Origin of the sequence: Legionella erythra, from assembly GCF_001467615.1 — a bacterium.
GTDB classification, from domain to species: domain Bacteria; phylum Pseudomonadota; class Gammaproteobacteria; order Legionellales; family Legionellaceae; genus Legionella_C; species Legionella_C erythra.
In genome coordinates this window covers 1-21,835 of record NZ_LNYA01000010.1, presented here as the reverse complement: position 1 = coordinate 21,835, position 21,835 = coordinate 1, and the positions used below count along the sequence as shown (strand labels likewise).

The following is a 21,835-nucleotide window of genomic DNA, read 5'->3' as shown; positions in this document are numbered from 1 at the left end:
CCAACATATGTAAATAATAGCACATGCTCCTTTCAGATTATGACCTTTTGTTTTTCTTAACTAAGCGTTTACAAAAATGATGATGATCGTTGTCGTATGGGTAGCCTATTCTGGAGTTAGTTGCCTGGGATAATGGATAATGTCGTGAAAAAAGGCGCTTTTATCGCGGGTATTGCGGTAGCCATGGGGCTTGCTGGCATCGAAGCGTAAACCATCGCCAGCATGAAGTTTATGCCAGTCCTGATGGACAAGAATCTCAACATCGCCATCCACCACAATAATGTGCTCAATGACGCCGGGTTCATGGGGACTTGAAAATTGTTCGCTATGCGGTAGAAGCTCGATTAAGAAGCATTCAAAACGAAGTTCCGGGTCAAAAGGGAACAGGGATGTTATTATTAAATGTTCATCGGCGTGCTGAAGCGCCTGCTGCGGTTTAGGGCGGTACAGGGTTTCGGCGGCATTATCGGGACTGTCTTCAAGAAAAGACGAGAAGGACACATGAAAGCCACTGGCAATTTTCCAGAGTGTCGCGACGGTCGGGCTTGATTCCAGACGCTCGATTTGCCCAAGCATCGCCTTGCTGACTCCGGTCTCCTGGGCGGCTTTGTCAAGACTCCAGCCACGCTGCTGGCGAAGGCTTTTCAAGTGATTGGCGATGTGTTGTGCAAAAATGTCCAAAATTTTTCCTCCCAACGCTTGTGCGTTATAACGCACGGTGCTATGCTCTATCTGTGCGTTATAACGCACAATGCCTGTCCTGTCATTTAAACACGAGGTGCCATCATGTTGAAGTCTTTTTCCTTAAATCATGCCGCAGCGGGCTTTATTGCGGTTATGGTGGGCTTTACCAGTTCGGCGGCCATCGTTTTCCAGGCGGCCGCGGCCGCTGGAGCGGGCAAGGCGGAAATCAGCTCATGGCTTCTGGCCTTAGGCCTTGGAACCGCGTTCAGTTGTATGGGGTTGTCGCTTTATTATCGCATGCCCGTCCTCACCGCCTGGTCAACGCCGGGGGCGGCTTTACTGGTCACCAGCCTGTCAGGCCTGACATTGTCTCAGGCGGTGGCGGCATTCATGTTAACGGGTATGCTGACCCTGATTGCCGGCTTAAGCGGTTATTTTGAAAAAATAATGAATTATATCCCCCGTGACCTGGTTGCGGCCATGCTGGCTGGGGTGCTGCTTCATTTTGGTCTTAATGTGTTTACCAGCTGGCAACAGGATCCGGGATTGGTTGCGGCGCTCCTGGCCACTTATTTATTGGGCAAACGTTTCTTCCCCCGCTACGTCATGGTTGGGGTGCTTTTGGTCGGTTTAGGATTTGCCTATGGCCAGGGTTTATTGGCAGAGACGCACATTCAGCATGGCTTGACTCGTCCGGTGTTTATTGAACCTGAGTTTTCCTGGCCGCTTTTATTCAGCGTCAGCCTGCCCTTGTTTATTGTGACCATGACATCACAAAACATCCCGGGCATTGCTGTTTTGCATGCTGAGGGCTACCACCCGCCGGTATCTACCGTAATCAGCTGGACCGGGTTGACCAATATTTTATTTGCACCCCTGGGTGGTTTTTCGTGTAATCTCGCCGCGATTACGGCCGCTATTTGTGCTGGCAAGGAAGCGGATGATAATCCGGATTTACGCTATCGTGCCAGTATATGGGCGGGTATCTTTTATTTGATCATGGGTTTATTTGCGGCGGCTATGGTGGATGTCATGGCGTCGTTTCCCAAGGTATTGATTACGACTATCGCGGGTCTGGCCCTGTTTGCTACGATAGGGAATAATTTACAGGCGGCTTTCAGCCAGGACCATCGGCGCGAGGCGGTCCTGGTGACCTTGATGATCAGTACATCTGGCATCACCATTTTAGGCATGGGGGCTGCATTTTGGGGATTAGCGGCCGGTCTTGTTGTTAATGGGCTTCAGAAAAATCCTCTCGCGCAGCGATAACCTTCAGCGGAGAATAACAGCTTGCGGTTCAACTCAAGACGATACCATTTGGATGCATCCCTGTCCCCTACCCATTATAATTTAAGCCGCTATTTATCGCTGCAGGGGTGGAAGGCGACTGCGTTTAAGTGCTTATCCCGAATTAATGACAACACCCTGCGGTTCAGTGAACCGGCAGCGCAAACCCTGGAGTACAAGCATTTACTGGCGAAACTCGTCGCGGATTATTGCCCGCAGGTAGCGCCTCAAACGTTTTGCATCGATGAAGCCAATTGGCAGGATGTCGTTCATCATTTGGTGGCTATTCATGCGGAGCCGCCGCCAAACGAGGAGTTAGCCTGGATATTAAAACCGGCCTTGCTCAACAACGGCCAACACATCCACCTGTTTAAAACACCCAACGCATTGGCAGCGCATTACCTAAATCCACGGCGCATGGGCGGCATGCATGTTCTGCAGCGTTATTTAAGCCCGCATTTATTAAGGGATGAACGTAAATACAGCATTCGCCTGTTTGTGATTCTCACCAATTATGATGGGGTCTATTTTTACGAAGACGGCTATTTTAATGTCGCCCTGCATCCCTATGTCCAGGATTTTTCAGATTTGCGGCCTCATTTAACCAATGAACACCTGCTTGATCCGGAGGTCAACGTCATCCAGATCCCGGCGCATCGGTTTGCTCAATTCGGTCACTATCTGCCGCAAATTGACGCCATACTCCAGCAAGTGATGCATGGACTTCGGTATGATTTTCCTGATGCGTTCCATTGTGGCAAACAACGCGCCATCGCGTTATTTGGGTTTGATTTCATGGTGGATAGCCAGGAACGGGTGTGGCTTCTGGAAGCCAACCACGGCCCGTGTTTTCCTGTCGATGATCACCACCCGCTGCAAGCACACCTCTATCAGGGATTCTGGCAAGGGCTGATTCAAAGCTTTATTGAACCGATAGCCGACAACAGACCAGTCCGGCAAATTGATTACCGGCACTTTAAAAAAGTGTTTTGATGCCTCCCCTATACCAATTGATGCTCCGCCTTCCATTGTGACCAAGGGCCTGAATACCCTTTAAGGCGCGCTTCGGCATAGTCATAGAAATGTTGCAGAAATTGCAGACGCTCCTGATAGTAGGGCGTCAGATCCGGATCGGTTCGCACAATCTGGGTTAAATCATAATAGGGCGGGATGGCAGCTAACCGCTCGATAATGTCATTGAATGAGGCTTTATCGGCATTGTTTAACATATCATACATGGCTAACAAGGTGGTGGAGCGGCCCTTGCCGCCACGGCAATGCACATGAAGCCACATGCCTTTCGGCAATTTTTTAAATAAGGAAACAAAGGTATCCACTTCTTTATCCAGCGGTGCGCGGTGATCGGTAATCGGCAAGCGGCGATAGGCAAAGCCGGATTGACTGACCTGCTCTTTCTCACTGAGCAGAGTTTCAACGGCAATGGAATGGCCGGTGCTGTAATCCTTTTTGGCGAATTGCTGCACAGTGAGGACATTGTCAATTTTCTTTAAGGAGGAGAGGCGCGCCAGCCATTGGGTCTCCGTTGCAATGGATTCTTCCGCGGTTTTACCCACATTCAGCCAGTTATGGAGATCGCAGAGCGTGATGGCATTGCCATTGAGGTACCCGTGATTTTCCTGACGCAAATCAAGGACTAAAACCTGATGAGGCTCAACGCCCACCCGAGATCGGATATAATCTGCTACCTGCGGCCATCCCTGGCTGCCTGGTTCGGCACTTAATGACATCCGCAGATTATCGACCCCAGCCAGATTGCCGTGGTAGTAATCTTTAATCATCTGGGTATCCCGCAAACTGCCCACGGGCGATGCCGGCGTTTCCGTATCCTGTACAATGCAGGGCTTCTCGCGCGTTGCGTCACAGGTCAGCGGATCGCTTAAAGAAAAAAGTGGATGGCTAAAGGCCATCCATCCCAGCATACATAACGGAACCTTAAATTTCATTTTGGTCACTCCCTGTGCAAAATTGCTCACAGTCTATGGAAAAAAATTCATGGCTTCAATAGGTTAATTACCACATGCCACACTTGATTCAGAAAAAAAATCGCATAAGCACGGACGCCGTTTCCTGCAAATACCTTGTTATGTCATGAAATTGGTACGCCGTTTGCTAAACTTAAACTAGGACGTAGGAAAAGGGGGCGATTTATGAAACAACTTATTTTACATCCTACCGAAATAAGTCAATGGCATGCTTTAATCAATGAAGCACAAGCTGCCACCCAATTAGTTCTCAATGAAAACACGGAAAGTTATCTGGTTTTTCTGCTGATGCGCTACACCCAGGGACCTAAACTGATTGAATCCGTTATCGCGCTTGATTTTCTTGAGTCCATGCACAATGGCAAATGCCGTCAGGTTGAACTGCTCCGTGATGTTGGTGATAAAAGCCTGCTGTTTTGCGGCCTTTTTCCCGGTATTGCTAAAAAAAGGCAGGTCAGCCTCAATTATTTTGTCGACATGGGGCAGGCGGCTTACATGACCATCAGTGAATTACAGGAGCGCCAACTGGCTGCGTTGTACATGGAACTCAGCCTGCAGTTTTTAAAGCTGCAGCATATCCTGCAGGCCATGCGCAGCGATTATATTCAGTTCTGTGATGCACAGGGCCATGCGATTTCAACCTGGGACTTGCCCATGCAATAACTCGCGGTTTAATAAAACCTTAAGCTTGGTTACCTAAAATCAGCAGTCAATTTGATTGCTGATTACGAGAACAACATCATGCCGCGCGCCTTTACGCATCTGACGCAACAAATTAACTTTAGCCTTTATAAGAATACCCTCACCATCTACCCCAAGTCCCCGAACGTAGCTTCTGTTCAACTAACAGACAAATCTCCTTTGCAAATCCAACAAGCATTGAGTGAGATCATTCAGTTTGAAATGCCAGCAGCGTAAGGTGAAGAGTGCTGTCGATTTAATGGCAAAAGAGCTTGGCGTTAAACGTTATGTGCATCGTGAAGATAATGATCACAGCTGCTACCATCAGGATGATTTCGATTTGGATAACCCTCATTACCATGCGCAATTTGCTGTGACAATAACAGTTCAATTATTAAATAAAATCCTGCGCGTGTTCGAAAAACATAAGCTTATTACCCATCAGGAACGCTTAAATTTTATTAAGGCCTACCATCAGGCTAACGTGTTGCCTCCTAAGGAGTCGCTTAAAAAATTACCTAAGGTTATTGTTTTGGAATATAAAAGTATCACCGCCAAGGCTTCGGCATCAGTTGAGATGCTTAAGTTCCTGGAAGAAAAGTTTGAGAGGCAATTAGAGGCATTCGACAAGAAAGTGGCGGCGTTTAAAAAAGCGAGCAAAAAGAATCCGGAAAAATACCAATTGGCTTATGAAGCAGCCAAGACCCTGCATGAAACACTCAGTGAACAATATACGAATTATCAACAACAAAAAGATGTAACAGTCTTTATAACCAAGGCCGATGCCGCCATCAAAAGCGCACGTGGGGAATTGGAAAATCATCGGGGAGTGAAAGAGTACTTTAATGATTGTATTGCTTTTTTCAGTAATTTAATTGATCGAGTGAAAGGAACCTACACTCAGGATGCTAACAGGAAATTGATGTTCTTCAAGACGGACTCCAGTCAGAAGCTGGATGGCTTGGCTGAGACAGTGCAACAATTTTCTTTAAATGCCTGATGGGGTTTATCTGATTAATAAACCGTTGGTATGCCTTGTGGCTTACTTTCTAAACAACAGCGCGATATCAATGGCATCAAATGGATAATGGCTATTGCAAAAGTCACAGGCAATCTCAATCTTCCCCTGCTCCTGCAACAATTGCTGGGCCTCCTGTTCGCCAAGTACGCCAATGACCTGCTTCATTTTTTCCGTATTGCAGCGGCATTGAAAGCGGGCTTCGCGGCTTGGGAACAAGCGAACTTCTGTCTCATGATACAGCCTGAAAAGCAGGGTTTGATTGTCGAGTGTCAGTAATTCCTGTTCGCTGACTGTCTGACCCAATTGCACGGCGTATTCCCAGAAATGTTCCCGCTGCTGGCTGTCTGATTGCCCGGGCAAGAGCTGCAAAAGCATGCCGGCGGCGCGTTCGTCATTGACCGCCAGCCAGACCCGGGTGGCAATCTGTTCGGATTGGGCAAAATAATGCATTAAATTTTCACTCATGGCGGTGGAGTGAAGCGGTACGACGCTTTGATAGGCCTGGGTCTGATTGTATTGATTAATGGTTAGCGCCATCTGGCCCTGAAGAAAGGCTTCGGCGTAATCAGCAATCTCAAGGTCAGGCTCAAATTTGGCAAAACCGCGCAGGTTTAAGCGATGATCGCATTGGACCAGCAGCAGGGGCAGGCGATTATCCCCCTGAAACTGCAAACTGATTTCGCCCTCAAATTTAACGCTGCCGGCAAGCAGCAGGCAGGAAATCAAGGCTTCGCCCAATAAATTACGCACCATGGGGGGGTAGGGGCGTTGTTGCATGATGGCTTGAAAACTGTCATCAAGATGGGCAATAGCGCCACGTATGGTTTCGTTTTCAAAAATAAAGCCTTGCAGGGTATCTGGTTCTCTCATCATGAATCGCTAAGATAAAAAGACAGATTCTAGCACAAAGTTCATTGCCTGCCTGCATTTGACGCGCGATAATGCCACTTTTTTGGCGAGAGGTTATGAAGCTTAATCCACAACAAATGGCGGCTGTCACCTACATCGGCGGGCCTTTGCTGGTGCTTGCCGGTGCCGGAAGCGGCAAGACACGGGTTATTACCCAAAAAATCGCCTATTTGATTGAACAATGCGGCTACGCGCCGGCCACGGTATATGCCGTGACCTTTACCAACAAGGCAGCAAATGAAATGCGGGAGCGGGTAGCGGCGACCCTGCCTGCGGGTAAACGGCGCGGTTTGAAAATCGCAACGTTCCATACCCTGGGTCTTGGCATTTTAAAACGAGAGTTGGCGTTAGTCGGCCTGAAAGCGGGTTTTTCCATTTTTGATGCCGAGGATGGGTTGCAATTGCTGCGGGGGTTATTGCCGGCTGGAAAAGCCAATGAACGGGATTATGTCATGCAGATTCAGCATCAGATTTCGCATTGGAAGAATCAACTGCTTTCCCCTGAAAAAATCCATACCGCCGCCTTTAGCCCATCCCCTCACGCCGAGGAGGCTGCACGGATTTATCCGGATTACCAGCAAGCATTGAAAGCTTATAATGCCGTGGATTTTGATGATTTGATCCGGTTGCCGGTGAACTTGCTGATGGAGCATGCCGAGGTGCGGGAGCGCTGGCAGAATCAAATCCGTCATCTCCTCATCGATGAATACCAGGATTCCAATACCAGTCAATATGAATTGGTGCGGTTGTTAACCGGGGTGCGCGCCCAGTTTACCGTGGTGGGCGATGATGATCAGTCCATTTATGCCTGGCGTGGCGCACGTCCGGAAAACCTGGCGCAATTGCAGAAAGATTACCCCCAATTAAACGTCATCAAACTGGAACAGAACTACCGCTCTACCAGCCGCATTCTGCATGTGGCCAATACCCTGATTGCCAACAATGCGCATCTCTTTGACAAACGCCTGTGGAGTGATTTAGGCCACGGCGAGATGCTCAGGGTGCTGTGTTGCCGCGATGAACAGGACGAAGCGGAACACGTGGTGGCCGATTTAATCAGCCACAAACTTAAGATGGGAAATGAGTACGGCGACTATGCCATCTTATACCGCGGCAACCACCAGTCGCGGGTGTTTGAAAAAGCGCTTCGCCATCATGGCATCGCCTATCGGATAAGCGGCGGGCAATCCTGGTTTGCCCGCACAGAAGTCAAAGATATACTGGCTTATCTTAAACTGCTCAGTAATGAACACGACAATGCCGCGTTTTTGCGTGCCATCAATACCCCCAAGCGCGGCATTGGCGAGGCCAGTCTTGATGTGCTCAGCGATTATGCCCATGCTCGCGGGCATAGCCTCTACACGGCAGCCGATCACCTGGCATTAAGCGAACGGCTTACTGACAAACCGCGTGCAGCCCTGGTCCAATTTAAGCAGTGGCTGGAAAAAATAAAGTCGCGCCTTGGCGATGGCAGTATTGAACCCCTGCGTCAGATGGTGGAAGAAAGCGGCTATGAAGCCTACCTTTACGAGCAGAGCGATGCCCCGGCCAAGGCACAAAAGCGCATGGACAATGTCCTGGAGTTGCTGGAATGGGTCGGCCGTTTGTTATCCAAAGAGGAGAGTCCAACGTTGGCAGATGTTATCAACAAATTAATTTTGATTGATATCCTGGAACAGGCAGATGAGCATGATCGGGAAACCGTGCAATTGCTGACCCTGCATGCCTCCAAAGGACTGGAGTTTCCCTATGTGTATCTGGTGGGTATGGAAGAAGAGTTACTGCCCCATCGCGTAAGTATTGACGAGGATCAGATTGATGAGGAGCGCCGGCTTGCCTATGTCGGCATTACCCGTGCTCAAAAAGGGCTGTGCTTCACGCTGGCTAAGCAGAGGCGGCGCGGCGGTGAATTGCAGGATTGTCTGCCCAGCCGGTTTTTGGACGAATTACCAGAGGATCATCTCGAATGGTTTGGCAAAAACAAAGAGCGCAATGAAGCGCAATCCAGGGCATTGGCGCGCTCGCATTTGCAGGGGTTAAAAAATCTGTTGACGTGATGTAGAAAAGCACCCGGATAAAAGCCCCTGAAGGGGCTAAAATCCAGGCGGTCAACTAGGCCGCAGGGGACATTTGGTCCGATAACTTTTTTAAGAATTCCTCTGTTTTGGTCGGACCCTTGCCGAAAAAGCGATGCGTTTGGTAAACCGGCTTCTCGGCCTCGTTGGTGAGCAAGGTTTGGACATCTTCCCCGCCTCGTAATGAGTGGCCGAGGTTTTGAAGAGCCTGTTCTTTCTCATTGGCCACATCGCGCTTTAACAGGGTGGCTTTGAAATGCTCTTGCCGGTAAAGGTCGACATGATAAAGGGCCTGCTCGGTTTTCCAGGCAGCGGAGGGCTGATTTTGCACCAATACATTCTCTTCGGTTTCCGAATCAAAGGGATTGCCACGCTGCTTATTCCAGGCACCCTTGAAATCGGCCAGCGGGCTGCGGTGATTGACCTCTGGTTTATTCAATTGGCTAAATCCATAATCCCACAAGGCTGCCAGGAAGTAGATGGGTATAAAAATGAATTTCAGCAATCGGGTTGGCAAATCCGCGTCATGAGAGTGCCCTTGTTCTTTCCCCAGGTGTTCTTTAAGGACATCATCAAAATCAGCGTGTTTGTGATCGTGTGAATGGGACATAAAATAATGCATGTCCTCAAATCCTTCGCTAATGATACCTAAGATGGCCGAGAGAATTTCAGGAATTCCAGGGACCCTGTCTGCGGTGACGCCAATGCTGATTAAGTGCCCAAAAAAGAACAGAATGCGTAATGGCACAATGGTTAATTTCAATAATAGGCGAAAGGGGTTAAGAATCTGCGCCCAGTTTTCCCGCGCATACAACTCTTCGCACCATTTACCAAACCGGGTTGCCATGCGCTGGAAAAAATTACGGCCGCTGTTTAATGCGGAATAAATAATATTCAACGAATCGGCGGTATTTTCGAGGTTGAAGATCAAGGCCGAAAAGCCGGTAATGATGGGATTAATGACCCCCATGACAAAACTGGGTATTTTCACCATCCAGCTAAACAGGGGTTGGGCATTTTTAGCCACGGTCCACCAGGTGCCGGCTGTGCAGATGGTCAAAGCGGTGGCCAATGCCAGCAGGAGTACGGCAGTGGCTGCCATAAAGACATTTTTTACGGTGATGCCATGTTTAAAATCATCGCGAAGACGTCGATACCATTTGCGCAGGGTATCGTTATTAATCATATCGGTGATGGCATTGTAAGTGAGAAAGCCATAGGCTGTACCGGCGATAATGGCCATGGGCAGAATGATGGCCGGCAGAAAGCCGAAAGGAATGCTGGCCAACAGGGGAATGGTGGCAAACTCACCGACTAACAAATAGGTGGTGCCTAAGCCCATAAACAATGCGGCTAAGACGCTGAATACCTGCACTGCGCGGTAAAGGCGTTGGCGGCTTAGCAATAAATCCTGACTTTCCTGCTGTTGATTTTTCTTAAGCCACTCGCGTAACTCACGTTCGTAGGGCGTGAGCGGGAGTATTGCGTCATCATCGTCTTTGGCGAAGAGTTGCAGCGCAAACCAGTTTTCCATGTCGCGCAGGCGTTGTTTTAATTGCTTTTTACGTTTACGGCTGGCGGCATTGAGTTTGACATGCTTGAATTTCTCTAATTCCAGCAGCTGTGCGCGATAATCAATGAAAAATGGCGGAATGGGTTCCTGCGGGTTTTTAAACGCATCGTCGCTGGGGAATTTTTCCAGTAAGTACTGGTTGGCAAGATGACGCTTCAAATAATCACGTCCGGTTATTTTATTAAATGCGCCCTTAATGTTTTGAAAATAAATTTCACCTTCGTAAGCCACGGACAGGCCAAAGGCTGCGAAAGCAAGAGGTAAAACGGGTAACAGGGCATACATGCCGCCAAAGCTTAAAAAGCCTAAAATCAGGCTGGCGCCGGCGGTTAACAGGAACAGAAAAAGATAATATGGAATTTTTTTTGTTTTCATCATTCACCTGGGCATTTGAACAAGCCGTGGTACTTTATAACAAATGAAAATGATTATCAACAAAGTCGATGCAAAAATAATCATTGTGATCGTTTAATTCATCTTAAAAAAAAGAAGTTGCAACATGGCGATCATCATGTACTATCAAAGGGCATTTTATTATTAAGGAGAAATAATGCGTCTGAAACAATGGATGATCGGTCTTTCCGCAAGCGTTGCCCTCGCAGGCCCCGTTGTTGCCAAGCCCGTTGTAATGAATGAACAGTTACAGGTTCCTCAATGCCTGGCCAGTCAATTATCAAGCGAATACCCCGTTCTGGCTGAAAACCGCCGCTTTAAAATTATTTCTGTCCCTTCAGACGATTTGGACACCATCACGCGTCTCGCCGATAAAGTGGGCTGCGGGCATTACATCAATGTAAGCCACAAATTGGCCCGTGCCAAAGCCGGCTTATTGCCTGAAAAAGCACAAGCCCTGTTGAATGCAGCCCCTAAAAAGACAATACAGGCAGACAATTACGAGATTAAGCATCAAGCTGAAGTGGATGCTGTACTGGCGCAGGTGAATGCCAATAACATCTGGGATACACTGACCCATTTAACCAGTTATCATAACCGCTCTGCCACCAAGGATACCGGTGTTGAAACCGCCAATTGGTTAAAGGCCAGTTTTGAAAAAATGGCGACAGAGTACGGCCGTAAGGACACGGACACGTATCTGGTTAAAACCGGCTGGTATAAACAACCCTCGGTGGTTACGGTGATTGGTAAAGACATTAAAGCCCCCGGGATTGTCATTGGCGCCCACATGGATACACTGGATGGCCGTATGCCCGGCGCCGGTGATGATGGCAGCGGATCGTCAAGCGTCATGGAAATTGCGCGCGTGCTGTTGGCGAGCAATCAACCCTTGAAACGTCCCGTCTACATTATCTGGTATGCAGCCGAGGAGCGTGGCCTTGTCGGTTCCCAGCACGTCGTTGAAGAATTCATGAATAAATCCATTCCGGTTAAAGCGGCGATTCAATTTGATATGACGGGTTACCGTAATGATCCAAATGATCAAACCATCTGGGTGTTTAAGGATTACACCGATAAAAAACTCAGTGATTTTGTCGCTTCGTTAATCAATCATTACGTGAAAGTGCCTGTCAATTATTCCCGCTGTGGCTATGGTTGCAGTGATCATGCATCATGGACGGACGAGGGTATTCCCGCTGCGTTCCCTTGTGAAACCAGCTTCGATGATCACAATCCTTATATCCATACGTCATCGGATACCATGTCGCTGATAAGCCTTGAACACATGACGAATTTCACCCGTTTAGGTTTGGCTTTCGCCATTGAATTAGCAAGTGAATAAGCGTTAACCCTCTTGTGTGACCGGTATATGGATACAAAATGACTGGTCACATTGATAACCTGTCCCAGGACAGGTTATCTTTTCATTTAGATTGAGATCAAACCAGCCAGCGCCTCTCCTTTTGAGGGGGAAGGTTTTCTATCGCTAATGGATTTCTTTGCCGCTTTTTGTGGCTGGCAGCGGCGGGCAATGATATTCCTGAAGAATCTGGCCATCCGCATCCACTGCCTGCAGAATAACTGGAAATTTCCACAAGGTGTGCAAGTGTTTTAATACTTCGTCCGTGCTCTCACCCAGAGGGATACGGTTTTGCTGGGTGTATCGCAGGGTGAGCGAGCGATCGCCGGCCACATCGACGGAGTACACCTGGATATCCGGTTCCAGATTCCCCAGATTGTATTGCGACGAGAGTGATTCACGGATGATTTGATAGCCCGATTCATCATGAATAGCGCCGATAATGAGCTCAGGCTGCCTGTCATCATCCACGATGTGGAATAATTTTAATTCGCGGATTAAGCGCGGGGACAGGTACTGGGCGATAAAGCTTTCGTCTTTAAAATTACGCATGGCGGTATCAAGACTGCTCAACCAGTCCGTATTGACGAGGAACGGGAACCAGCGTTTGTCTTCTTCCGTGGGGGATTCGCAAATGCGTTTGATGTCCTGCATCATGTGGTACCCCAACGTATAGGGGTTGATGCCGCTGTAATAGGGACTGTTAAAAGGCGGCTGCATGATCACATTGGTATGGCTTTGCAGGATTTCCAGCATAAACTCATCCGTGACCAAGCCTTCATCATAAAGGGCATGCAGCAGGGTATAGTGCCAGAAACAAGCCCACCCCTCATTCATCACTTTCGTTTGCCCCTGGGGATAAAAGTATTGGGCTATTTTACGGACAATGCGCACAATTTCGCGTTGCCAGGATTCGAGCAACGGCGCATTTTTTTCGATGAAATAAAGGATATTTTCCTGTGGCTCTTCCGGGAAGCGCTTTTTATGGCCATTGGCATCCACGTGTTTGCTTTGCGGAATGGTTCGCCACAATTCATTCACCTGGGACTGCAAATACATTTCGCGGTTTTGCTGCCTTATCTTTTCTTCCTGAATCGACAGGGTGGCGGGGTGTTTGTAACGGTCAACCCCGTAATTCATCAAGGCATGACAGGCATCGAGGACCGCTTCCACTTCATCAATGCCATGCCGTTCCTCGCACTGGCTGATGTAATTTCTGGCAAAGACCAGATAATCGATGATGGCATCCGCAGAGGTCCACATCTTAAACAGGTAATTGTTTTTGAAAAAAGAATTATGGCCATAACAGGCATGGGCGATAACCAGGGCTTGCATGGCCATGGTATTTTCTTCCATCAAATAAGAGATGCAGGGATTGGAATTAATCACCAATTCGTAGGCTAAACCCATCTGGCCCCGCTTGTAACTTTTTTCAACACCTACGAAATGCTTGCCAAAAGACCAGTGGTGATAGCCAATCGGCATGCCCACGGAGGCATAGGCATCCATCATCTGTTCAGCGGTAATGATTTCAATCTGATTGGGGTAGGTGTCCAGCTTGAAATCAGCGGCCAGACGGCCGATTTCCTTATCGTAAGTTTGAATTAATTCAAAGGTCCATTCCGCACCTGTTGATATCGGTTTTTTCCTCATACCGTTTTCCTTTTGAATAACTCACGAAATACAGGGTAAATATCGGTGACATTATCGATGTTTTCCATCGCAAAGTTAGGGTAATTATTTTTAACCTGCTGATAAACTTCCCAAAGGCTCTGATGATGGCGGGGCATGATTTCAATGTAGGCAAAATATTGCAGCAAGGGCATGATTTTTTCCTGCAGCAGCTCCTGGCAATAGGGCGAATCGGCATTCCAGTTATCCCCATCGGATGCCTGGGCGACATAAATATTCCATGAGGAAGGCGGGTAACGGGCATCGATGATGGTATGCAGGAGTTCAAGCGCACTGGATACAACCGTACCGCCTGTTTCACGTGAATAGAAAAATTCTTCTTCATTCACTTCCTTGGCTGAGGTGTGGTGGCGGATAAAAACCAGTTCGATTTTTTCGTAGTTTTTTGTCAGGAAGAGGTAGAGAAGAATAAAAAAGCGCTTGGCAATATCCTTTTTGGCTTCATCCATGGAACCGGAAACGTCCATGACACAAAACATAACAGCCTGGGTTGACGGTGAAGGAATGCGAATCCGGTGATTGTAGCGCAAGTCAATGGTGTCGATGAACGGCACGGCTTGAATCTTGCGTCTTAAGAATTCAACCGTATGCCTGAGTTTAACCACGGTGTCCTGATCCGGGGACGGGTCGGCCTCAAGTCTGGCGAGTTCGTCTTCAGCTTCACGCAATTGCCGTTTGTAGGGGGAAGACAGGGCAACACGTCGGCCCGTTGCCTGGCGCATTGAGCGCACCACATTGATGTTACTGGGAATGCCGCTGCTGGTCACGCCTGCCCGCACCGTTTTATAAGTGGTCAGGCGGGCCAGTTCCTTTTTAACCAAATCCGGCAATTCGAGATCTTCAAAATAAATTTCAAGGAATTCTTCGCGGGACAGTTGGAAAACGAAATCATCTTCCCCTTCGCCGCTGTCGCTGGCCTGGCCGCCGCTGCCGCCGGCTCCGCTTTCTGACGGGCGTTTAATCCGGTCACCGGTAATGAATTGATCATTACCGGGTAATACCCGCTCAATGCGGCCGCCCTGGCCGCGATGAAAGCGGGGTTCGGAAATATCTCTTGCCGGAATACTGATTTGTTCGCCTTGATCAATTTCGGTAATGCTTCGCTTACCTACGGCGTCAGAGACCGCTCGTTTTATCTGGTTTTTATAGCGGCGAAGAAAGCGCTGGCGGTTCACCGTGCTTTTTTTGCCGGCGTTTTGGCGTCGATCAATCAGTTGTGACATGGCCACATCCTTATCCGCATCCGGGTTGCTTCTTTCAATAATAGGAAAAAACAACCCTTTATGCCGGTGTTATTGCGATTTGCGTACACGTAAATACCATTCGCAAAGTAATCGAACTTGCTTGCGGGTATATCCTTTGTCAACCATGCGGGCAATAAATTCCTCGTGTTTCTTTTTGTCATCTTCGGATGCCTTGGCATTGAAAGAAATCACAGGCAACAAGTCTTCGGTATTGGTAAACATTTTTTTCTCAATGACCGTTTTCAATTTTTCATAACTGTTCCATATTGGATTTTTGCCATGGTTATTCGCCCGTGCACGTAAAACGAAATTAACCACTTCGTTGCGGAAGTCCTTGGGATTGGAAATACCGGCAGGCTTTTCAATTTTTTCCAATTCGGAGTTTAATGAAGGCCTGTCAAAAATTTCACCCGTATCCGGATCGCGGTAATCCTGATCCTGAATCCAGAAATCAGCGTAAGTGATGTAGCGATCGAAAATATTCTGACCGTATTCAGAATAGGATTCGAGATAAGCAGTCTGAATCTCCTTGCCGATGAATTCAACATAACGGTGGGTCAGGTGCTCTTTGATAAATGCCAGGTATTTCTCATGCAATTCCTGCGGAAATTGCTCTTGCTCAATCTGACGCTCCAGCACATAGAGCAGATGCACCGGGTTGGCGGCGATTTCCGTGTGGTCGAAGTTAAAGACCTTGGACAGGATCTTGAAGGCAAAGCGGGTGGAGATGCCGCTCATGCCCTCATCGACGCCGGCAAAATCACGGTATTCCTGATAAGATTTGGCTTTAGGGTCGGTGTCTTTGAGGCTTTCGCCGTTATAAACGCGCATTTTGGAATAAATGCTTGAGTTTTGGGGTTCTTTAAGACGGGTCAGCACAGAGAATTGTGCGAGCATATCCAGTGTGCCCGGTGCGCAGGGGGCGCTCTTTAACGAACTGTTATCCAGCAGTTTCTGATAAATTCTGGTTTCTTCAGAGACACGCAGACAATAAGGGACTTTGACAATATTGATACGGTCAATAAATGCTTCATTGTTTTTATTGTTGCGGAAGGATTGCCATTCCGATTCATTCGAGTGGGCGAGGATGATGCCTTCAAAGGGGATGGCGGACAAGCCTTCGGTGGCGTTGTAATTGCCTTCCTGGGTTGCAGTCAGCAGGGGATGAAGCACCTTAATGGGCGCTTTGAACATCTCCACAAACTCCATGATACCGCGGTTGGCGCGGCATAAGCCGCCGGAGTAACTGTAGGCATCCGGATCATCCTGGGAAAATTCTTCCAGTTTGCGGATATCGACTTTACCGACCAGCGAGGAGATGTCCTGATTATTTTCGTCCCCGGGTTCGGTTTTGGACACGGCAATTTGTTTTAAGCGGGAAGGTTTTAATTTAACCACTTTAAATTGATTGATGTCGCCGTTGAATTCCTGCAGACGCTTAACGGCCCAGGGCGACATGACATAGCGCAGATGACGGGTGGGAATACCGTAGCGCTCTCTTAAAATGTCACCGTCTTCTTCCGGGTCAAACAGGGAAAGCGGCGAATCAAACACCGGCGATCCTTTGATGGCGTAAAATGGCACTTTCTGCATCAAATCCTTAAGCTTTTCTGCCAGTGACGACTTACCGCCGCCAACAGGGCCTAACAGGTAGAGAACCTGTTTGGTTTCTTCCAAACCCTGAGCCGCATGCTTTAAAAACCCCACGATTTGTTCGATGGGTTCTTCCATACCGAAGAATTCTTTAAATACCGGGTAACGGTGAATGACCTTGTTGGAAAATAAACGTGACAAGACGGGATCGTGACGTGTGTCAATTAATTCGGGCTCGCCGATGGCCAGCAACAATCGTTCCGCCGGGTTGGCATAAGCCGTTGGATCGGACTTACACAACTCCAGATACTCATTGAGAGTCAACTCTTCTTCTTTGTTGTCAACAAAGCGTCGAGTGTAATTCGATAAAAAATCTTCTGTGCTCATAAGCCATCCCCTTTCACTAAAATCCCTGGTGGGAAACGCACGCCTTTGCCTTTACCACTTTGCATTTCTCTGATAAAAGCGACAAACTATCCTTAAATTTAGTATAGAACCAAAATGGTTCCCGAAGTAGAGCTAACGCATAAAAAAATTAAAAAGAATCAACTCATTATTTATACAGTTTTTAATAATTTAAGATTAATTGTACCTAGAATGGAGCAATGTTCATGCCAGAGACCACCGTTTATTTGAAAAATTATCAACCCCCTGTTTTTTCGGTTAAAACCGTTCATCTCAATTTTGAATTGTTCGACGATGAGACGCTGGTCACCAATGAAATGACGGTCAAACGCCAGTCGGCCGGTGCCCTGCAACTGTTTGGTGATGAGCTTGAATTGGTGAGCCTTCACATCGACGGTCGTCAGGCAGAGGAAAAAAATTACCGTTTTGTTGATGGCAACCTGCTCATCGAAAATTGCCCTGATGAAGCCACGGTGACGCTTGTAACCCGCATTTATCCACAGAAAAACACCAAACTTTCCGGCCTGTATCGTTCCAATCAACTGTTTTGCACGCAGTGCGAAGCGGAAGGTTTTCGCCGCATCACCTATTTTCCGGACAGACCGGATGTTCTGGCGACGTATACAACCCGGATATGCGCTGACAAGGCCAAATACCCGGTCTTGTTATCCAACGGCAATTTAGTCGACTCAGGTCTTTCGGATCAGGGCAGGCACTGGGTTATCTGGCAGGATCCATTTAAAAAACCATCGTACCTGTTTGCGCTGGTGGCCGGCAATCTGAGTTGCGTTGAAGATTGCTTCACCACCTGTTCAGGCCGCTCGGTGGATTTACGCATTTACGTGGAGCCCGGCAACGAGGACAAATGCAGTCATGCGATGGAGTCATTGAAGCGGGCCATGCGCTGGGATGAAGAAGAATATGGGCGCGAGTATGATCTGGATATTTTCATGATTGTCGCCGTCAGCGATTTCAATATGGGTGCAATGGAAAACAAGGGCTTGAATATCTTTAATTCCAAATACATTCTTGCACGCCCCGATACTGCGACGGATCAGGATTTTTCTGATATCGAAGGGGTGGTTGGCCATGAATATTTTCATAACTGGACGGGCAATCGGGTAACCTGCCGCGATTGGTTTCAACTCAGTTTGAAAGAAGGGTTAACGGTTTTTCGCGATCAGGAGTTTTCCCGCGATATGCATGCCCGCGATGTCAATCGCATTCTGGATGTCAAGGCGCTAAGGGCACAGCAATTCCCGGAAGATGCGGGCAGCATGGCGCATCCGGTACGCCCTGAATCCTATCAGGAGATCAATAACTTTTATACAGCAACCGTTTATAACAAGGGTGCGGAAGTCATTCGCATGCAGCAAACCTTATTGGGTAAGGCGGGTTTTCGCCGTGGCATGGATCTGTATTTCAAGCGGCATGATGGCCAGGCGGTCACCATCAATGATTTTGTGGCGGCGATGGAAGAGGCCAACCAGGTTGACTTCACGCAATTTAAGCGCTGGTACAGTCAGGCCGGTACGCCGGAAATTACTGCAAAGACCGACTTTAAGGATAATTGCCTGACATTGATTTTAAGTCAGTATTGCCCGCCCACGCCTGAGTCAAGTGAAAAAGAACCGTTCCACATTCCGGTGCGTATCGCCTGCTTTGATGAAAATGGGTTACCGATTCCCTTGGAAAAAGAGGTCCTTGAATTACGCGAGCAAGAGCAACACTTCACCTTTCCAGGCTTAAAAAATAAGCCTTACGTGTCCTTGCTGCGGGATTTTTCTGCTCCAGTCAAATTAAAACGTGAAATGAGTCAGGACGAGTCGCTTGCCCTGCTTCGCTTTGAAAATGATGGCTTTGCCAAGTGGGACATCGCCCAGCAGTTGGCGATTGATTGCATCGGTGGGTTATTAAACACTGACCGCCGGCACTGGTCCATCCCCGCGCCCATGCTTCAGGCGTTTCATCACGTGCTGAAGGATGAGTCCCTCAATAGCGCTTTACGGGCTGAGCTTTTAAACCCGCCCTGTTTCGAAGAGGTAACCTCTTCCCTGCAGGAAATTGATGTCGATGCCGTGGAGTCCGCGCGTGATTTTTATCGCGCCACCTTAGGCGACGCGTTATATGGCTCGCTGGCTGAAACCTATGAGCGCTTATGGGATGAAGAAAAACATCAGATGGATGCCCATTCTTACCAACAGCGCAAATTGCGCAATACCTGCCTGTGGCTGATGATGAAGGCGCGGGAAAAGGAAGCCCTGCCCCTTGTCCAGCAACAATTTGCCAGGGCTAAAACCATGACTGATCAAATGGCCAGTTTTGCCCTGTTGAACAACTGTCAGGACAGCTCTATACGGGAAGAGGCAGTAGAGGGCTTTTATGCCCAGTGGCAACAGGATGAACTGGTGCTGGATAAATGGTTCGCGGTGCAGGCCACAGGCGAGGCATCCAACACGCTTGAGCAGGTGAAAAAATTAATGCATCATCCCGCCTTTTCTTTAAAAAATCCCAACAAGGTGCGCGCCTTGATTGGTGCGTTCTGCATGGGCAATTACCGCCATTTCCATGCGTTAAATGCCAGCGGCTATCAATTTTTAACCGCTGTTTTAGTCGAGCTGGACAAGATTAATCCGCAAGTGACTGCACGGCTTGCGACGCCATTTACCCGCTTAAAGCGTTTTAATAAACCGAGGCAGGCATTAATGCATCATGAATTGAACCAGTTGAACACGCTGGAGTTATCACGTGATCTCAAGGAAATTGTCAGCAAGAGTCTTAAAGATTAGAGAGGGGTCATGATTAACCGTTATGCCGTGATGGGCCATCCTGTGGCCCACAGTTTATCGCCATTTATTCACGAACAGTTTGCTCTGCAATGCGGCACGCCGCTAAGCTATGAAAAAATGCCGGTCGAACCCGGCCAGTTTGTTAAGGCCGTGCGTGATTTTTTTGCGGCAGACGGCAAAGGACTGAACGTGACCCTTCCGTTTAAAGAGGAGGCCTATCAACTGGCTGAGCAGGTGACTGCACGTTGCCGAGAAGCCCGGGCGGCCAATACCTTATGGATGGAGGAAGGGTATTTGCATGCGGACAATACGGATGGTATTGGTTTGATCCGCGATTTAAGAACCCACTCATCCCTTGCCGGCAAACAGGTTCTGATTTTAGGGGCAGGCGGCGCGGCGCGGGGGATTATCGCCCCCCTTCTTGCCGAAGGCGTGGCCGGACTTGCCGTCAGTAACCGCAACTTCAAGCGCGCCCAGGATTTACAGGCTGATTTCCCTGCCATTCGTTGCCTTAACTGGGGGGCTGTTGAGCCGTTTGACCTGCTGATCAATGCGACCTCAGCCGGCACGCTTCAGGAAAATGTTATCTGGCCTGCCGCGGCAATCAAAGCCGATTCATTCTGCTATGACTTATCGTATAAAATGCAAGGGACTACGGCATTTGTCATGTGGGCAAGGCAGCAGGGCGTCATGGCGGCCGATGGTTTGGGCATGTTAGTCGAGCAGGCGGCGGAGGCCTTTTTTATCTGGCATGGCCATTTCCCGGAAACGGCGGCCGTGTTGGCGCTGCTGCGTGCCAGGCAGCAGAAGAACAATTAAGAAAAGAAATCTTCAACCACCGCTTTGGCCGTGATGGTGTCATCGTATCCCAGCTGAATGAGTTCTTTGGTAAATTCCTTTTCAAACAAGAGAAAACTGAGCAAGTCACCTGAGTGGCTTTTGGCACCCAGGGTGTTTAACAGAAAACGCAGCAGCGCCGGCATGTTTTTGTATTGCTCCTGAGCAATGGCTGCCATGTCGATGCTCGGCCGTAAATGCAGTGTTTCAATGGGACGCCAGGGGGAGCGGCGTTTTTTCCATAAGGAAATCATACGGGCAATGTCATTCATGCGGTTGACGAGCTCGATATCGCGGTCAAGATTATCCAGAAACAACCCATTTAACATGCCGCCCAGAATATGCGCAAAACCAATGTCGCCATTGCGCAATTTTTCGGTATTAGTGGCTTCGGGCAATTGCCGTGTACCAAGAATAAGAATTTTTTCCACCTGACAGCGTATAGCCCCCCGCAAAGGAGACACCAGTCCCATACTGCCATCGCCATAATGAAGGCCATTGATTTTAACGCTGGGGAAAAACAACGGCAGAGCACCCGAGGCGAGGATGTGTTCCATTCTCAGGTTGGTGCGTTCGCTCATATGCCTTGGGTAATTCCAATCTTCAAAAAAGGTATCATTATGCTGATAAAAAGAAACGGTTTGGTGGGTTTCATAACAGTTGCTGATGACCTCAAGCGTTTCAATGTGATTCTCCATGATGTGGTGTTCAATGGCCTCGAAATCGACATTGGTATTGATGAAATCATGCAAAGGGAGCGTATTGAGCAAATAACCGGATTGCCGTTGCTTGATGATCATGTGGCTTAGGTTGCGGAAAACCGATTTGCTTAATTCATAGTTACTTGCATTGTAAATCTGCGAACAGCAAATCTCTCCCCAAAGACCCACCAGTTTTTCCACGCCCGCTGGAAAATCCGTCGCATTTTCGGCGAGGATTGCGGCATTGATACTGCCCACGCTGACGCCGCTAATCACCTCAAAGGGTATCTTTTTAACCCCGAGAATGGTGCTGATGGCTTTCAATACGCCGGCCTGATAGGCGCCGCGGGCACCGCCTCCAGCAAGATAAAGGGCTTTTTTAGCCATGGGTTCTTATTCTTAAAATTAATGTTGAAAATATAGATGACTTCGGGGGGCTCTGGCAAGCCTCTTAAGAAGCCGCTATGAAATTGTTTGGGGATTGCAAAAACACAAGCGACATCGAGCTATCACGGCTAACGCACCTGATTTTTAAAACGCTGTAAGAAAAAGATCAAGTGGGTGTAAGAAAAAGATCAGGGCAAG

At 48.4% G+C, this 21,835-nt stretch carries 17 protein-coding genes; 9 read left to right on the top strand and 8 right to left on the bottom strand.

The window, feature by feature from the left end:
• Positions 1 to 105 precede the first annotated feature (105 nt).
• On the bottom strand, positions 106 to 750 hold the full coding sequence (locus Lery_RS03365) for a helix-turn-helix domain-containing protein (protein WP_237759136.1): 645 nt from the start codon (positions 748 to 750) through the stop codon (positions 106 to 108).
• 36 nt (positions 751 to 786) lie between these two features.
• Here Lery_RS03365 and Lery_RS03360 point away from each other — a divergent pair, with 36 nt between their 5' ends.
• Both Lery_RS03360 and Lery_RS03355 read left to right on the top strand, forming a co-directional pair.
• Entirely contained in the window at positions 787 to 1,953 is a 1,167-nt protein-coding gene (locus Lery_RS03360; protein ID WP_058525849.1) for a benzoate/H(+) symporter BenE family transporter, read from the top strand.
• Between the two features lie 48 nt (positions 1,954 to 2,001).
• Positions 2,002 to 2,964 carry an ATP-grasp domain-containing protein gene (locus Lery_RS03355; RefSeq protein WP_058525848.1) on the top strand — a complete coding sequence of 321 codons (963 nt, stop codon included), beginning with the start codon at positions 2,002 to 2,004 and terminating at the stop codon, positions 2,962 to 2,964.
• An 8-nt stretch (positions 2,965 to 2,972) separates the two neighbouring features.
• On the opposite strand, the gene Lery_RS03350 is transcribed toward Lery_RS03355, so the two are convergent.
• Positions 2,973 to 3,935, bottom strand: a complete 963-nt coding sequence (locus Lery_RS03350) for a phosphatase domain-containing protein (protein ID WP_058525847.1) — start codon at positions 3,933 to 3,935, stop codon at positions 2,973 to 2,975.
• A 204-nt stretch (positions 3,936 to 4,139) separates the two neighbouring features.
• On the opposite strand from Lery_RS03350, the gene Lery_RS03345 reads away from it, so the two are divergent.
• Genes Lery_RS03345 through Lery_RS03335 form a run of 3 tightly spaced genes read left to right on the top strand, consistent with a single transcriptional unit; the run spans position 4,140 to position 5,655 of the window.
• Positions 4,140 to 4,637: a hypothetical protein gene (locus Lery_RS03345; protein WP_058525846.1), complete on the top strand. Its 498-nt coding sequence runs from the start codon at positions 4,140 to 4,142 to the stop codon at positions 4,635 to 4,637.
• Between the two features lie 51 nt (positions 4,638 to 4,688).
• Positions 4,689 to 4,892 carry a hypothetical protein gene (locus Lery_RS03340; protein ID WP_058525845.1) on the top strand — a complete coding sequence of 68 codons (204 nt, stop codon included), beginning with the start codon at positions 4,689 to 4,691 and terminating at the stop codon, positions 4,890 to 4,892.
• Position 4,893: 1 nt separating this feature from the next.
• Positions 4,894 to 5,655: a hypothetical protein gene (locus tag Lery_RS03335; protein ID WP_058525844.1), complete on the top strand. Its 762-nt coding sequence runs from the start codon at positions 4,894 to 4,896 to the stop codon at positions 5,653 to 5,655.
• A gap of 42 nt (positions 5,656 to 5,697) precedes the next feature.
• On the opposite strand, the gene hslO is transcribed toward Lery_RS03335, so the two are convergent.
• Positions 5,698 to 6,546, bottom strand: a complete 849-nt coding sequence (gene hslO, locus Lery_RS03330; RefSeq protein ID WP_058525843.1) for an Hsp33 family molecular chaperone HslO — start codon at positions 6,544 to 6,546, stop codon at positions 5,698 to 5,700.
• 95 nt (positions 6,547 to 6,641) lie between these two features.
• Here hslO and Lery_RS03325 point away from each other — a divergent pair, with 95 nt between their 5' ends.
• Entirely contained in the window at positions 6,642 to 8,642 is a 2,001-nt protein-coding gene (locus Lery_RS03325) for a UvrD-helicase domain-containing protein (protein ID WP_058525842.1), read from the top strand.
• Positions 8,643 to 8,697: 55 nt separating this feature from the next.
• On the opposite strand, the gene Lery_RS03320 is transcribed toward Lery_RS03325, so the two are convergent.
• Positions 8,698 to 10,611, bottom strand: a complete 1,914-nt coding sequence (locus Lery_RS03320) for a hypothetical protein (RefSeq protein WP_058525841.1) — start codon at positions 10,609 to 10,611, stop codon at positions 8,698 to 8,700.
• 172 nt (positions 10,612 to 10,783) lie between these two features.
• On the opposite strand from Lery_RS03320, the gene lapA reads away from it, so the two are divergent.
• On the top strand, positions 10,784 to 11,971 hold the full coding sequence (gene lapA / locus Lery_RS03315; protein ID WP_058525840.1) for an aminopeptidase LapA: 1,188 nt from the start codon (positions 10,784 to 10,786) through the stop codon (positions 11,969 to 11,971).
• Between the two features lie 144 nt (positions 11,972 to 12,115).
• Here the strand turns inward: lapA and Lery_RS03310 are convergent, their stop codons facing one another.
• The 3 genes from Lery_RS03310 to Lery_RS03300 form a co-directional block, all read right to left on the bottom strand.
• Positions 12,116 to 13,642: a SpoVR family protein gene (locus Lery_RS03310; protein ID WP_058525839.1), complete on the bottom strand. Its 1,527-nt coding sequence runs from the start codon at positions 13,640 to 13,642 to the stop codon at positions 12,116 to 12,118.
• Positions 13,639 to 14,904, bottom strand: coding sequence for a YeaH/YhbH family protein (locus Lery_RS03305; RefSeq protein WP_058525838.1), 1,266 nt, complete (start codon positions 14,902 to 14,904; stop codon positions 13,639 to 13,641). The genes Lery_RS03310 and Lery_RS03305 overlap by 4 nt, the downstream gene beginning before the upstream one ends.
• A gap of 69 nt (positions 14,905 to 14,973) precedes the next feature.
• Positions 14,974 to 16,905 carry a PrkA family serine protein kinase gene (locus Lery_RS03300; protein WP_058525837.1) on the bottom strand — a complete coding sequence of 644 codons (1,932 nt, stop codon included), beginning with the start codon at positions 16,903 to 16,905 and terminating at the stop codon, positions 14,974 to 14,976.
• 224 nt (positions 16,906 to 17,129) lie between these two features.
• On the opposite strand from Lery_RS03300, the gene pepN reads away from it, so the two are divergent.
• Entirely contained in the window at positions 17,130 to 19,712 is a 2,583-nt protein-coding gene (pepN, locus tag Lery_RS03295; RefSeq protein ID WP_058525836.1) for an aminopeptidase N, read from the top strand.
• 9 nt (positions 19,713 to 19,721) lie between these two features.
• Positions 19,722 to 20,531: a shikimate dehydrogenase gene (gene aroE, locus Lery_RS03290; protein WP_058525835.1), complete on the top strand. Its 810-nt coding sequence runs from the start codon at positions 19,722 to 19,724 to the stop codon at positions 20,529 to 20,531.
• Here aroE and Lery_RS03285 read toward each other — a convergent pair.
• On the bottom strand, positions 20,528 to 21,637 hold the full coding sequence (locus tag Lery_RS03285) for a patatin-like phospholipase family protein (protein ID WP_058525834.1): 1,110 nt from the start codon (positions 21,635 to 21,637) through the stop codon (positions 20,528 to 20,530). The two genes, aroE and Lery_RS03285, sit on opposite strands and share 4 nt — an antisense overlap.
• Positions 21,638 to 21,835: the final 198 nt, after the last annotated feature.

Coding starts and splice junctions, on each gene's coding strand:
- Lery_RS03360 (WP_058525849.1), top strand. CDS start 787: ATGTTGAAGTCTTTTTCCTTAAATCATGCCGCAGCGGGCTTTATTGCG.
- Lery_RS03350 (WP_058525847.1), bottom strand. CDS start 3,935: ATGAAATTTAAGGTTCCGTTATGTATGCTGGGATGGATGGCCTTTAGC.
- Lery_RS03345 (WP_058525846.1), top strand. CDS start 4,140: ATGAAACAACTTATTTTACATCCTACCGAAATAAGTCAATGGCATGCT.
- hslO (WP_058525843.1), bottom strand. CDS start 6,546: ATGAGAGAACCAGATACCCTGCAAGGCTTTATTTTTGAAAACGAAACC.
- Lery_RS03325 (WP_058525842.1), top strand. CDS start 6,642: ATGAAGCTTAATCCACAACAAATGGCGGCTGTCACCTACATCGGCGGG.
- Lery_RS03320 (WP_058525841.1), bottom strand. CDS start 10,611: ATGATGAAAACAAAAAAAATTCCATATTATCTTTTTCTGTTCCTGTTA.
- lapA (WP_058525840.1), top strand. CDS start 10,784: ATGCGTCTGAAACAATGGATGATCGGTCTTTCCGCAAGCGTTGCCCTC.
- Lery_RS03310 (WP_058525839.1), bottom strand. CDS start 13,642: ATGAGGAAAAAACCGATATCAACAGGTGCGGAATGGACCTTTGAATTA.
- Lery_RS03305 (WP_058525838.1), bottom strand. CDS start 14,904: ATGTCACAACTGATTGATCGACGCCAAAACGCCGGCAAAAAAAGCACG.
- Lery_RS03300 (WP_058525837.1), bottom strand. CDS start 16,905: ATGAGCACAGAAGATTTTTTATCGAATTACACTCGACGCTTTGTTGAC.
- pepN (WP_058525836.1), top strand. CDS start 17,130: ATGCCAGAGACCACCGTTTATTTGAAAAATTATCAACCCCCTGTTTTT.
- aroE (WP_058525835.1), top strand. CDS start 19,722: ATGATTAACCGTTATGCCGTGATGGGCCATCCTGTGGCCCACAGTTTA.
- Lery_RS03285 (WP_058525834.1), bottom strand. CDS start 21,637: ATGGCTAAAAAAGCCCTTTATCTTGCTGGAGGCGGTGCCCGCGGCGCC.